The organism is Ferruginibacter sp., from assembly GCF_014377975.1.
GTDB lineage: Bacteria > Bacteroidota > Bacteroidia > Chitinophagales > Chitinophagaceae > Ferruginibacter.
In genome coordinates, this window is record NZ_JACMOO010000301.1 from 25883 (window position 1) to 38979 (window position 13097).

At 36.9% G+C, this 13097-nt stretch carries 11 protein-coding genes; 9 read left to right on the top strand and 2 right to left on the bottom strand.

Features of this window, described 5'->3' with window-relative positions; translation table 11 throughout:
* Window positions 1-69: 69 nt before the first annotated feature.
* A complete protein-coding gene (locus tag H7254_RS15465; protein WP_301933816.1) occupies window positions 70-1074 on the bottom strand; it encodes a T9SS type A sorting domain-containing protein in 1005 nt (334 codons plus the stop codon).
* Between the two features lie 77 nt (window positions 1075-1151).
* Between H7254_RS15465 and H7254_RS15470 the strand changes: the two genes are divergently transcribed.
* The 9 genes from H7254_RS15470 (at window position 1152) to hisIE (ending at window position 9733) form a co-directional block, all read left to right on the top strand.
* Window positions 1152-2168: a dipeptide epimerase gene (locus tag H7254_RS15470; RefSeq protein WP_301933817.1), complete on the top strand. Its 1017-nt coding sequence runs from the start codon at window positions 1152-1154 to the stop codon at window positions 2166-2168.
* 221 nt (window positions 2169-2389) lie between these two features.
* Window positions 2390-3241 carry an ATP phosphoribosyltransferase gene (gene hisG, locus H7254_RS15475; protein WP_301933818.1) on the top strand — a complete coding sequence of 284 codons (852 nt, stop codon included), beginning with the start codon at window positions 2390-2392 and terminating at the stop codon, window positions 3239-3241.
* 36 nt (window positions 3242-3277) lie between these two features.
* On the top strand, window positions 3278-4561 hold the full coding sequence (hisD, locus tag H7254_RS15480; RefSeq protein ID WP_301933819.1) for a histidinol dehydrogenase: 1284 nt from the start codon (window positions 3278-3280) through the stop codon (window positions 4559-4561).
* Between the two features lie 44 nt (window positions 4562-4605).
* Window positions 4606-5658, top strand: coding sequence for a histidinol-phosphate transaminase (gene hisC / locus H7254_RS15485; protein ID WP_301933820.1), 1053 nt, complete (start codon window positions 4606-4608; stop codon window positions 5656-5658).
* A 5-nt stretch (window positions 5659-5663) separates the two neighbouring features.
* A complete protein-coding gene (gene hisB / locus H7254_RS15490; protein ID WP_301933821.1) occupies window positions 5664-6821 on the top strand; it encodes a bifunctional histidinol-phosphatase/imidazoleglycerol-phosphate dehydratase HisB in 1158 nt (385 codons plus the stop codon).
* A 79-nt stretch (window positions 6822-6900) separates the two neighbouring features.
* Window positions 6901-7485 (top strand): imidazole glycerol phosphate synthase subunit HisH, encoded by a 585-nt coding sequence (hisH, locus tag H7254_RS15495; protein WP_301933822.1) that lies wholly within the window; start codon window positions 6901-6903, stop codon window positions 7483-7485.
* Window positions 7482-8198, top strand: a complete 717-nt coding sequence (gene hisA / locus H7254_RS15500; RefSeq protein WP_301933823.1) for a 1-(5-phosphoribosyl)-5-[(5-phosphoribosylamino)methylideneamino]imidazole-4-carboxamide isomerase — start codon at window positions 7482-7484, stop codon at window positions 8196-8198. The genes hisH and hisA overlap by 4 nt, the downstream gene beginning before the upstream one ends.
* On the top strand, window positions 8199-8957 hold the full coding sequence (gene hisF / locus H7254_RS15505; RefSeq protein ID WP_301933824.1) for an imidazole glycerol phosphate synthase subunit HisF: 759 nt from the start codon (window positions 8199-8201) through the stop codon (window positions 8955-8957).
* Window positions 8958-9133: 176 nt separating this feature from the next.
* Window positions 9134-9733: a bifunctional phosphoribosyl-AMP cyclohydrolase/phosphoribosyl-ATP diphosphatase HisIE gene (hisIE, locus tag H7254_RS15510; RefSeq protein ID WP_301933825.1), complete on the top strand. Its 600-nt coding sequence runs from the start codon at window positions 9134-9136 to the stop codon at window positions 9731-9733.
* A gap of 222 nt (window positions 9734-9955) precedes the next feature.
* On the opposite strand, the gene H7254_RS15515 is transcribed toward hisIE, so the two are convergent.
* Window positions 9956-12955, bottom strand: a complete 3000-nt coding sequence (locus tag H7254_RS15515) for an ice-binding family protein (protein WP_301933826.1) — start codon at window positions 12953-12955, stop codon at window positions 9956-9958.
* Window positions 12956-13097 lie beyond the last annotated feature (142 nt).

A 13097-nucleotide genomic window follows, 5' to 3' on the forward strand; every position in this document is an offset into this window, starting at 1 on the left:
TGAATGGTAGTAAAATAAAAAAGGATACATATTTTATATCCTTTTTTATTTTAAATGATTTCTATTTTATCAATGTTTTGCAAATGGTACTGTTGTTGTTTCGCCATTTGCTGTTTCAATGCGTACTACATAATAACCTGCTGAAAGGTTTTTCACATTCAGATTAATGATACTTTCGGAAGCAATGGTATAATCCGACTTATAAACAATTTGTCCGGCACCGGAAATAATTGAAACAGCAGCTTTTCCATTTTGTCCGGCACTGGTTTGAATATTCAGAAAATTAACAGCAGGGTTTGGAAAAATACTTACACCTGCAGTAATATTTTTACCGTTATTGATCACCGCAATAGTACTGAAAGTAATGGATCCACTTCTGTCAGTTATTTTTAAACGGTAAAAATTCAATTCTTGATAAGGGGCATTATCAGCGTAATTGTAGTACGAGTTGATAGCTAAATTACGGGCATCAATTGCTGCTCCTGCAATATTTTTAAAACTGGTACCATCACTGCTATGCTGAATTTCATATTTCAAAATATTTATTTCTTCCGAACTTACCCATTTTAATAAATTTTTGCTACTGCTATTTTTTTCAGCAGTAAAAGAAATTAATCTAACGGGTAATGGGCTAGCCTCGGTAATGGTTAAAGTGTAACTTCCGGTTAGGGTTGGCTTTAATGTAGTTACAACGATATAATAAGTACCAGTAGTTGTAAAATCGTAGGTGAGGGCAAAATTTAAACCGGGTCCGGAATCATCATCGCCTAAAAGAACATTGGTTAATGGATTTAAAGGATCCAAACCAGGGGCACTATATAAAAAACCATAAGTGTCAAAGTCGCGGTTTGGTGATGTGCATGTAATTGTAACAAGCCCCGTAGCAGTTACAATATACGGGACAACTTTATAATATACATTGGTACCTTGCGCAGAAAGCATGGTAGGAGGCGATCCTTGATCGGGCCTGTGAAATGTTGGATCTGTTGTAGTAATGGTACCATTGTAGGGAAATTGGGCCTGAGCTAGTAAAGAACAGATAGCCAATGAACAGAGTAGTAAAGTTTTTTTCATGGTAAGAGTGTTTAATTATTAATGAGTAAATATACTATTAAATTGCACTCAATCATAAATTTATAAAATAGATTAGAATGAACATAAAGTTTAAAGAGTATCAACTATTGTTTCATCATCCATTTACTATTTCAAAGGGTACCAAAACCCACCAGCCAACCCTGGTTGTTGAGCTGGAATACTTTGGGGTAAAGGGTTACGGCGAAGCTCCTGCTATCAGTTACTATAATATTCCAGTTGAAAAAATGATTGCCGACCTGGAGCAAAAAAAGATTTTTTTGGAAAAGTTTGCCTTTTCAGATCCTGAAAGATACTGGCATTATTTGCATCATTTATTTCCGGGAAATTCGTTTTTGGTTTGTGCTTTGGACATGGCAGGATGGGATTTATACGGTAAGCTTAAAGGAAAACAACTGAATAATTTGTGGGGATTAGATACAAGTAAATCTCCGGTTACAGATTATACCATCGGTATTAATACTATTGAGAATATGGTAGCAAAAATGAAAGAAAAACCATGGCCGGTATATAAAATAAAAGTAGGAGTTCCAGGAGATATTGAAACGGTAACGGAGTTGAGAAAACATACCAACGCATTGTTTAGAGTAGATGCAAATGAAGGATGGACTGTAAAGGAAGCACTCGAAAAAATTCCTCTGTTAAAAGAGTTAGGCGTTGAAATGGTTGAGCAACCATTGGCAAAGGATAATTGGGAAGGAATGAAAATATTATTTGAAAAATCCTGCCTGCCACTTTTTGCAGATGAAAGTTGTGTTGGGGAAGCCGATGTTGAAAAATGTAGCGGCTATTTTCATGGCATCAATATCAAATTAACAAAATGCAGCGGCATTACACCTGCCCGTAGAATGATTGAAAAGGCAAGAGAATTAAATATGCGGATAATGCTTGGCTGTATGAATGAAAGTTATATAGGTACCACTGCAATAGCACAATTAGCACCACTTGCAGACTTTATTGATATGGATGGCCCATTACTGCTGGCAGAAAATATTGGTACCGGCGTAAGCTTTGATTATGGCCGCATCGTTTATACTAATTTGCCGGGTTTGGGCATTAATATCCATCCATTCTAAATTTTATTTGGTAAAATAATTTATCAGGCTTTACTTTGTGCTTTCAATGAAAAAAACAAGTCACATACACGATCATCATTCTTTACCGCTGGGTAAGCTATGCTGATTTGTATGTAATCAATACATAATTTCAAAAAGGGCTTACTCAAAAGGTAAGCCCTTTTATTTTTTAATAATGTACATAATAGGATTTCTAAAGTCTGGATAATAAAGAAAAAACAATGCTAAAAATTGCAGTTCAAAAATCAGGAAGGTTGTACGAAGATTCTATCAGGCTTTTAAAAGAGTGTGGTATTGAGTTGAATAACGGAAACAAACAATTAAAGGCGGCGGCTTTTAATTTTCCGATAGAAGTATATTTTTTAAGAGATGATGATATCCCGCAGTATGTATATGATGGCGTTGCCGATATTGGTATTGTAGGGGAGAATGTATTGCTGGAAACAGCCAAAGATATTGATCTTGTTTACAGGTTAGGTTTTGGTAAATGCCGTTTAAGTATAGCCGTTCCAAAGGCAATGCTGTACAATGGATATAGTGATTTAAACGGGTTGAAAATTGCTACTACTTATTCAACGATTTTACAAAAATATTTAACCATCAATCATATTGACGCAGAAATTCACGAAATCAGCGGATCAGTAGAAATAGCGCCTGGTATAGGTTTGGCCGATGCGATCTGTGATTTGGTCAGTAGCGGAAGTACACTTTTTACCAATGGCTTAAAAGAAGTAGAAGTGTTGTTGCAATCAGAGGCCGTACTTACCGCCAATAAAAAATTATCTGCAGAAAACAAAGTCATTCTAAACAAGTTACTGTTACGCATCAACGCCGTTAAAACAGCTAAAAACAATAAATATATTCTGTTGAATGCTCCCAACAATCAGTTGAAAAATATCTCGTCTTTATTGCCAGGCATGAAAAGCCCCACCATTATGCCGTTGGCAGAAGAAGGTTGGAGCAGTGTACAAAGTGTGGTAAATGAAAATGATTTTTGGGAAGTAATAGAAAAATTAAAATCATTTGGTGCAGAAGGAATTATTGTATTGCCAATAGAAAAAATGATTGTGTAAAGGATAAGTTGAATTTTTTATTTTTAAAGAATAAGTATGGAACAGGTTTTTATAAATCCCTTAAAAAAGGAATGGAAAGAAATATTGCGAAGACCGGCTTTTGACAGTTCATCTCTTGAAAGTATTGTAAGCCCCATTTTGCTGGACGTAAAACAAAACGGTGATACTGCAATAAAAAAATATGCTGCAAAGTTTGATGGGGTAGTGTTGAATCAGCTAAAAGTTAGTGAAGGGGAAATAAGCGATGCTGTTAAATTAGTTAGTGAGGATTTGAAAGCGGCAATTGCAATTGCAAAAAATAACATCACCGTTTTTCATGATGCGCAAAAAGAAGTTGCCAAACAAACTGAAACAACTACCGGCGTGGTGTGCTGGAGAAAATCAATCGCTATTCAAAAAGTGGGGTTGTATATTCCGGGAGGAACCGCCCCGTTATTTTCCACTTTGCTAATGTTGGGTATACCCTCTATGATTGCGGGCTGCAGCGATATAATAGTTTGTACGCCCGCTGATAAAAATGGAAAAATAAACCCGGTGGTTTTATACGTATCCCAATTAATCGGTCTGAAAAACATTTATAAAACCGGTGGTGCACAGGCCATTGCTGCAATGGCTTATGGCACCGAAACTGTGCCGCAGGTATATAAAATTTTTGGTCCGGGTAACCAGTATGTTACCTGCGCCAAACAATTAGTAAATAAAGAAGGCATTGCCATTGATATGCCGGCTGGTCCCAGTGAAGTAGCCGTGTATGCGGATGAAACTGCTAACCCTGTTTTTGTTGCGGCAGATTTGTTGAGCCAGGCAGAACATGGTGCAGATAGCCAGGTCGTTTTGGTATCATCATCTCAAAAAATAGTGGAGGAGGTGAAAGTTGAAATTAATAAACAACTAACTGCCTTATCAAGAAAAGATATTGCTGTAAAAGCATTAAAAAATACAAGGCTGATAGTAATGGATACAGTGGATGCCGCTTTTGATTTGCTGAATGAATACGCTGCTGAACATTTAATTATTGCATCAGACAATGCCATAGTGCTGGCTGAAAAGGTAACCAATGCAGGAAGTGTTTTCCTGGGTCATTATTCACCTGAAAGCGTTGGCGATTATGCATCCGGCACCAACCATACTTTACCAACCAACGGTTATGCAAAAGCCTACAGCGGTGTATCGCTGGATAGTTTTTTTAAGAAGGTAACCTTTCAGCAACTAAGCAAGGAAGGCATTAAAAATATTGGTAATGCAGTTGAAATAATGGCGTCGGCTGAAGGGTTGGATGCCCATAAGAATGCAGTGACTGTGAGGTTGGCAACGTTGTAATATATTTTGAAGATAAATACTAAATGAAGATAAAAATTTAATCAATGCAATTTGATTTACAAAAACTGGTAAGAGATAATATTCAAAAGCTGACTCCCTATTCATCAGCCCGACATGAATTTACAGGAAAGGCATCTGTATTTTTAGATGCAAATGAAAATGCTTACGGCTCACCTTTGCCAGATAGGTTTAACCGCTATCCTGATCCTTTGCAATGGCAGTTAAAATTTCAACTGGCCAGCATTAAAGGCGTACCTGCCGAAAATGTTTTTGTAGGCAATGGCAGTGATGAAGTGATTGACCTTGCATACCGTATTTTTTGTACACCCGCTGTTGATAATGTAATTGTATGCCCCCCTACTTACGGCATGTATGAAGTAAGTGGTAACATCAATGATGTGGCCGTCAAAAAAGTAAATCTTATCAACCATTTTCAACTCAACGTGGAAGGCATCCTGGCTGCTGTAGATGACAATACCAAACTAATATTTATCTGTTCGCCAAACAATCCCACTGCAAACAATATGCGCAGGGAAGATGTTGAAGTTATATTGAATAATTTTTCAGGTATCGTTATCATTGATGAGGCTTACATCAATTTTTCAAAGCAAAAAACATTCATACAAGAGCTTACAGAATATCCCAATCTGATTGTGATGCAAACATTATCCAAGGCCTGGGGGCTCGCCGCATTAAGGCTGGGACTGTGTTATGCTTCAATGGATATTATTGAGCTGTTCAATAAAGTAAAACCACCTTATAACATCAATGATGCTTCCCAGCAACTGGGAGTAGCGGCTTTAAAAAATATTGATCTTGTAAATGAATGGATAAATGATGTTGTGAAGCAAAAAGAATGGCTTATAAAAGAAATGGGTAATTTTACTTTTGTTAAAACTATTTATCCCAGTGATGCTAACTTTTTTTTAATGAAAGTAAACGATGCAGCTAAAGTGTATACCTACTTATCAGACAATGAAGTGGTGGTACGCAATAGAAGTAAAGAGCCGGGCTGTGACAATTGTTTACGCGTAACAATCGGTACACCTGAAGAAAATCAACAGCTCATTCAGGTATTAAAAAATTATAATCAGTAAAAAATATGTCAGTAAGTAATGCCAAAAGAATCTTATTTATTGACCGGGATGGTACGCTGATAAAAGAAGCGCCACCAACCTATCAACTGGATTCTTTTTCGAAACTGGAATTTTATCCCAACATGTTTTATTACATGCGTAAGATAGCCACCGAACTGGATTATGAGTTGGTGATGGTAACGAACCAGGATGGATTGGGAACAGCTTCTTTTCCGGAGGGTAGTTTTTGGCCGGTACAAAATTTTGTAATGACCAACCTTGCCAATGAGGCCATTCATTTTTCGGAAGTTTTTATTGACAGAACCTTTCCTGCAGACAATGCACCTACCCGTAAACCTGCAACAGGGATGCTGAAACAATACATCAGTAACCAGGCGTATGATCTTATTAATTCATTCGTAATTGGCGATAGGATTACGGATATGCAACTAGCAAAAAACCTGCATTGTAAAGGCATTTGGCTTAATATTGATGCAACGCTTGGTGCATCCGAAATTAAGGATACTGTTGATGAATTAAAAAATGAAACCATCGTTTTAGAAACTCCTGATTGGGAGGCTATTTATAATTATTTAAAATTACCTCCACGAAAAGTTATACATCATCGTAATACGAATGAAACAAAAATAACGGTGGAAGTAAATCTTGATGGAACAGGAAAAGCAGTTATCAATACCGGACTCGCTTTTTTTGATCACATGCTGGATCAGCTTGCAAGACATGGTAACATGGATTTAAATATTGAATGCCGGGGCGACCTGCACATTGATGAACACCATAGCATTGAAGATACCGGAATAGCGCTGGGAGAAGCCATTGCAATGGCTTTAGGAAATAAACGCGGGATAGAAAGGTATGGTTTTTTATTGCCGATGGATGATTGCCTTGCCCAGGTTGCCATTGATTTTGGTGGGCGTAACTGGATAGAGTGGCAGGCGGATTTTAAAAGAGAAAAAATTGGAGAAATGCCAACAGAAATGTTTTTTCATTTCTTTAAATCTTTCAGTGATGCTGCCAAATGTAACGTAAACATTAAAGCCGAAGGGGAGAATGAACACCATAAAATTGAAGCGGTATTTAAAGGTTTTGCCAAGGCAATTAAGATGGCTGTAAAAAGGGATATTAATAATAATGCATTACCAACAACCAAAGGTTTGTTATAAAGTAAAAGGATAGAAGTAAACAAATAAATTAAAAAAGCCTTAAAACATTGGAGTAAAATCCATCTTTTGGGATAGGGGTATGATAGCAATAGTAAAATACAATGCGGGCAATGTACAAAGCGTTCAATATGCTTTGCAGCGAATAGGGGTAGAATCTGTTGTTACCGATAATTTTGATAGCATTCGCCAGGCAGACAAAGTAATTTTTCCTGGTGTGGGTCATGCACAATCTGCCATGCAATATCTTAGGGAAACAGGTTTGGATACATTACTGCTTTCTTTACAACAACCGGTATTGGGTATTTGTCTCGGTCTGCAGTTACTGTGTAAACATTCGCAGGAAGGCGATACCAATTGCCTGGGTATCTTTGATACAGAAGTAAAACTATTTTCATCTCCTGCATTAAAAGTGCCGCAGATTGGCTGGAACAATATTTACGGTTATAAATCAGTGTTGTTTAATGAATTACCTGAGCAGTCATTTATGTACACCGTGCACAGTTACTATGCCGCGTTAAGTGACGAAACCGTTGCTACCACTGAATATATTTTGCCCTTTAGTGCGGCGTTGCAAAAAAATAATTTTTATGCAGTGCAGTTTCATCCTGAAAAATCTGGTACTGCCGGCGAAACAATTTTAAAAAATTTTATACGGATACCATGACTATAATTCCTGCCATTGATATCATTAACGGGAAATGCGTTCGGCTTACAAAGGGCGATTATGCGCAACAAAAAGTGTACAACGAAAACCCGGTAGAAGTAGCCAAACAGTTTGTGGATGCAGGATTGCAGCGGGTACACATTGTAGACCTGGATGGTGCAAAAGCGGGTAAAATTGTTAACCTTGCTGTGCTGGAAGCAATTGCTTCTGCAACCAGCCTGGTGATAGATTATGGTGGTGGTATAAAAAATATAAACGATGTTGGGAGCATTTTTAATGCCGGAGCATCCATTGCAACCATCGGAAGCCTGGCAGTAAAACATCCTGAATTACTGGAAGAATGGTTGATGGAATTTGGTGCTGATAAGTTTTTAATTGGGGCAGATGTTTTGGAAGAGAAGATAAAAATAGGTGGCTGGCTGGAAGACGGGGGCATTGATATTTTTAGTTTTATTGGTAAGATGATTGGCTTGGGAGTTATCAATATTTTTTGTACCGATATATCAAAGGATGGTGCAATGGAAGGACCCTCTATAAACCTCTACAAACAGATTAAAGAATACCATCCTGAAATAAACCTGATTGCAAGCGGAGGTGTAACCACCATGGATGATGTAATAGAATTAAAAACGATCGGCTGTAGCGGAGCCATTATTGGCAAAGCGATTTATGAAGGAAATATTTCTTTACAACAACTTTTAAGTATCAATTAAATGCTTACAAAAAGAATTATACCCTGCCTGGATATTAAGGATGGACGTACCGTGAAGGGGGTAAATTTTGAAAATATACGTGATGCAGGAGACCCTGTGGAACTCGCATTATTGTATTCTCAACAGGGCGCAGATGAATTGGTTTTTTTAGATATTACAGCCACCGTTGAAAAACGGAAAACTTTGATTGAACTGGTAAAAAAAATTGCCGCTAATATCAATATTCCTTTTACTGTAGGTGGTGGAATCAGCACAGTGGAAGATGTGGCAATATTGCTGCAACATGGCGCTGATAAGGTTTCTATCAACACAGCAGCTTATAAAAATCCTGCATTGATAAAAGATTTGAGCAATCGTTTTGGCAGTCAGTGTGTGGTACTGGCCATTGATACAAAAAAAGAAGCCGATAGACAATGGTATGTTTATCTAAATGGCGGCAGAACGAAAACTGATACCAAAACAATTGATTGGGCAAAGCAAGCGGTGGTCCTTGGAGCAGGAGAAATATTATTAACTTCAATGAACAATGATGGCACCAAGGCAGGCTTTGCTGTTGACATTACTTTGCTGTTATCTGCTGAACTGCCTGTTCCCGTAATTGCTTCTGGTGGTGCAGGTACCATGGAACATTTTAAAGAAATATTTCAGGCTGGAAATGCGGATGCGGCACTGGCTGCAAGCATTTTTCATTATAAGGAAATTGAGATTCCCGCTTTAAAGAAATACCTGGCAACACAAAATATCAGTATCCGGTTATGAAAATGTTTGTCTTTTTTATTGAATTGGGTGCTATTGTATTAATTAGTTTTTTACATAAATACGCAACTTGCAGGCAGGCCGGAATGATAACAAAAGCCAATGGTTATACAAAAGAACAGAAGAATTAATTGAAGAATTGAAAAAGGATAATCCTAAACAAAATAATATAATTACAGATGACCATTGATTTTTCAAAATACGCTGATGGCCTTGTACCTGCCATCATTCAGGATGCTGCTACAGCCAAAGTGCTGATGCTTGGATTTATGAATGAAGAAGCGTTGTTAAAAACAAAGGAGTTGCAAAAAGTTACTTTTTATAGCAGGAGCAAAAACAGGTTGTGGACAAAAGGAGAGCAAAGTGGTAATTTTCTTTTATTGAAGTCTATAAGTGTGGATTGTGATAACGATACCTTGCTGATAAAAGCTGATCCTGTCGGGCCTGTTTGCCATAGCGGAGCCGATACCTGTTTCAATGAAATAAATAGAAGCATTCATTTTTTATCTGAGTTGGAAAATATTATTGCAGATAGAAAAAACAATCCCTCCGATCAGTCGTACACATCATCCTTGTTTAAAAAAGGTATCAATAAAGTTGCCCAGAAGGTGGGCGAAGAAGCGATAGAATTAGTGATTGAAGCCAAAGATGATAATGCTGATTTGTTTAAAGATGAAGCGGCTGATTTATTGTTTCACTACCTTATTTTATTGCATGCAAAAGGATTTGTTTTACAGGACGTAATTGGTGTTTTACAGAAAAGACATAGAATGGATTAAGGCAGGCAACAGGAAATTAAACGTTGTCTGTTTTCTTTCATTTATAGTGGCGTGCTTTAGTTTTAAATCAGCTGGCTTGTCTGACCAACCATGTTTCTTTCATTAATAAGTAGTCACGCAAAAAATGAATAATTAACTCCTGTCTAACACTATCCTGTTGAGCCCGTGCAAGCAATGGAAGCCTTTTATTTTAACCTGCCTCACAAATGTTTCGCTAAAAAACTATTTTTTTATTAAAGATGTGTGATAATTAAAATTTTTATCAGATAAAATCAATTCGTATTTGCCCGGGGGAAAATAATTTTTTATTAAAATATTATGTACTGAATTTCCGCCTGCATGCTCAATTGTACATTGCGCTACAATCCTTCCTTCCATTGAGAATACTTTTATAATGTAACTGCCTTTATCAATATTGTATAAGGCCAGCGAAACCTGGTTGTCTTTTACAATATTATCATATACTACTATATTTTTTTTATTTAAACCCTTATCAATAAGTTCAGTTACAATTAAACTGTAAATATATTTTCCTTGTAGGTCTATAGATTTTATACGGTAATAATGCAACCCATCTGCAACATATTTGTCCATCCAGGAATAAGTTTGTGCGCCCCCGTTCTTTGCTTTTGCATTTATTGAAAATGCTTTTGTAAAATTAATTCCATCAGCAGATATTTCCACCTCATAATTTTTTACCTGTAATTCATTTTCGGTTTTCCATTCTACTACTATATCTTTTGAAAGCCTGTGTGCTTTTAAGGATAAAAAATTAACAGGTAAAACCGTAATATCCTGCCTAAATACAACACTAAAACGATTTACAGCATAGGATGCAGTATCGTTATTAATCGTAAAAACTATATTAGTAATTCCATCTAAATTTATCGATGTATCTTTTTGGACCCCTAAATATTTATCTTTTACCAATGCATGTAATCCGGTTTTATTCATCCCTTCAGCAGTTATTTGTAATTTATATGTTTGCTTTTTTAGCTTATATAAATTTAAAAATGTGGTATCGTTTTCTGTAATGGTTTTTCTTCTTTCAATTGCGAGGTCTTTTTCTTCTCTACCTATGCCAATGTTTTCAGCAGAAATGTATAGTTTTTTTGCATCATTTTTATCAACTACGTTTAAATTCGCATCATTATAAGTGGTTAACACTCCATCGGATAACGAGGCTGCTCCTGCAGAATTAATGGCAAATAAATCAATCCTCATTTTTTTACTTTTAGTTGCAGTTATATCCCGAAATATAAAATCGCTGCCTCCTGCAAATTTATTTATTTCGTTAAAACCAAGCGTACCTGCATTAATCCCATCACTTGTTTCAACAAAAAAAGCTTCGCCGTTTTGAATATATTGGCTAACTCCGGCGCTTGCTGCCGAAGTTTTATCATACACTGCATCAACACTATTCCATATTAAGGTTATATAACCTCCAACACCGCTGGCTCCATTTATTTTGGGATCCCAAACATAAATTTTATCATTTACATTATTTTTTGTTAAAGCATGAAAATCTATTGCCGAAGGATATGGATTTCCGACAAATGTGGCACCACCCGCATTTACGTTTACCATAGTACTACCCGTAAAAATTTGTCCTTTCATCCTTAGTGTTGTAGGCGTAAGTGCCCCGGAAATACCTTGTGATAATTGAGTGCTTCTATCTCCACGGATAAATAAAAAATAAGCAGGGTAGGAAGCTATGGAGATATTTTTACCGGTACTGGCAGGAATAGAATTGAATGTATGTGTTATACTATTATAAATTTTTATGGAAGGATTACTGTTTACACCCTGATCAAAACCATGAGCAGTTAAGCCCCCTGTAATTTGTACTCCATAGCCCGGGTTAGGGTTGGCTGTCGAGTTTCCTCCAACTCCTTCCTGCCAGGCCGTGTTTATTGTGGGCGCCCCTGTGGCAGTGATTGGCACGGATAGTAAGCGCCATGCCCGGTCGGCCGATATATACCTTTCTATCGTGGTTTTTCCAATAACGGTATTACCACTATTAATTCCTCCATTGGTAATATCTGCCAATCTTGCAGTACCATTAACCGTCGATCTGAAAGTTAAGCTGTCACCGGTAAAGAGACTATCATTATTATTTCCAAAAGATAGTGTACCTGTTAAATTTAAAGCTCCGGTAAGTGTTACTGTATTACTAATAATAAGATTATAAATATTATTATTAAAAAAGGTATTTGATGAGATGGTTTGAGCTGATATGCCATTCATTTCTATAGTACCTTCTGATACATCCAATATTCCCTGATTAGTAATTTCGCCCCCAATTTTAAGCGTTGATCCTTTTATAGTTAAAGAAGCGCCACTATTGATGGTGATGGTTTGTACGGTATCTATGACTGAAATTAAAATCGGGTAATTCAAGCGGCCGGCAGGTATGGTAATTTTAGTAGCAGCTGTTGGAATAATTTGGTTATTCCAATTGTCAGCCAAATTCCAGTCTGCATTAGTATTACCTACCCAGCTGGTTGCAATATAATCACTACATTGAGCTGGTATAGATACACTAACAGCATCAACAGTAACAGCTCCGTTAGTAGTATAACCTCTGCCAATAAGGGTAGAGCCTGTATTCATTTTTACAGCACCATTGTAAGAAATAAAAGTACCCTGCATGTTACTATATGCACCAAAAGTTACTGCACCTTCAATTACCCATGCAACATTACAGGCAGAAGCTCCATTTATAAGGATAATTTTAGCATAATCGCCGGTAGTAAAAGCGCCGGCAGATGATTTAAAAATAAAAACTGAATTGGTATTATTTTGCCCATCCAATGTTAAAGTGCCTGCTATTGAAACAGCACCGGCTAAACTATACACACCCGGCCCCAACACTTCGTTACTTCCAAATGAATTTGCATGGGTACCTACTGTTGTAACCGTATTTTTCATTTGAAAATACGCAGTGAGTAAATCTTTAGCAGCCTGGCTGGTTAATGCATCGGCATCGTGCATTTGACCGCTTAGTGTGGAATTTTCGAAGCCACTGATTGCACCATCACCGGTACCCATATCTCCCCCATTAATATGCGATGCAGAAGTACCATTTAAAACTGCTCCAATAGAAGTGAAAAAAACAAAATTACCTGCTGCTCCAAGGTTGGGAGCCTGCCCGTAGTTTAAATTAGGGAATGAAAATAGTAATATCGCTGTAATGAAAGTAAGTAGAAATTTGTTTTTCATTTTTAGGTTTAAGTAGAATAAGCACAAAGTCTTTTTAACACTGGGTAAGAATGTGGTATTTCATTCATCAATCGATTTATGATATTATCAAATAGCCATTCTTTCATATTGCGTTTATTAAAACGATAAATGTATTCATCAA

Excerpts from the sequence above, each read along its gene's own strand:
- H7254_RS15470 (WP_301933817.1), top strand. The coding sequence starts at position 1,152 with ATGAACATAAAGTTTAAAGAGTATCAACTATTGTTTCATCATCCATTT.
- H7254_RS15465 (WP_301933816.1), bottom strand. The coding sequence starts at position 1,074 with ATGAAAAAAACTTTACTACTCTGTTCATTGGCTATCTGTTCTTTACTA.
- hisIE (WP_301933825.1), top strand. The coding sequence starts at position 9,134 with ATGACCATTGATTTTTCAAAATACGCTGATGGCCTTGTACCTGCCATC.
- hisC (WP_301933820.1), top strand. The coding sequence starts at position 4,606 with ATGCAATTTGATTTACAAAAACTGGTAAGAGATAATATTCAAAAGCTG.
- hisB (WP_301933821.1), top strand. The coding sequence starts at position 5,664 with ATGTCAGTAAGTAATGCCAAAAGAATCTTATTTATTGACCGGGATGGT.
- hisA (WP_301933823.1), top strand. The coding sequence starts at position 7,482 with ATGACTATAATTCCTGCCATTGATATCATTAACGGGAAATGCGTTCGG.
- hisH (WP_301933822.1), top strand. The coding sequence starts at position 6,901 with ATGATAGCAATAGTAAAATACAATGCGGGCAATGTACAAAGCGTTCAA.
- hisF (WP_301933824.1), top strand. The coding sequence starts at position 8,199 with ATGCTTACAAAAAGAATTATACCCTGCCTGGATATTAAGGATGGACGT.
- hisD (WP_301933819.1), top strand. The coding sequence starts at position 3,278 with ATGGAACAGGTTTTTATAAATCCCTTAAAAAAGGAATGGAAAGAAATA.
- H7254_RS15515 (WP_301933826.1), bottom strand. The coding sequence starts at position 12,955 with ATGAAAAACAAATTTCTACTTACTTTCATTACAGCGATATTACTATTT.
- hisG (WP_301933818.1), top strand. The coding sequence starts at position 2,390 with ATGCTAAAAATTGCAGTTCAAAAATCAGGAAGGTTGTACGAAGATTCT.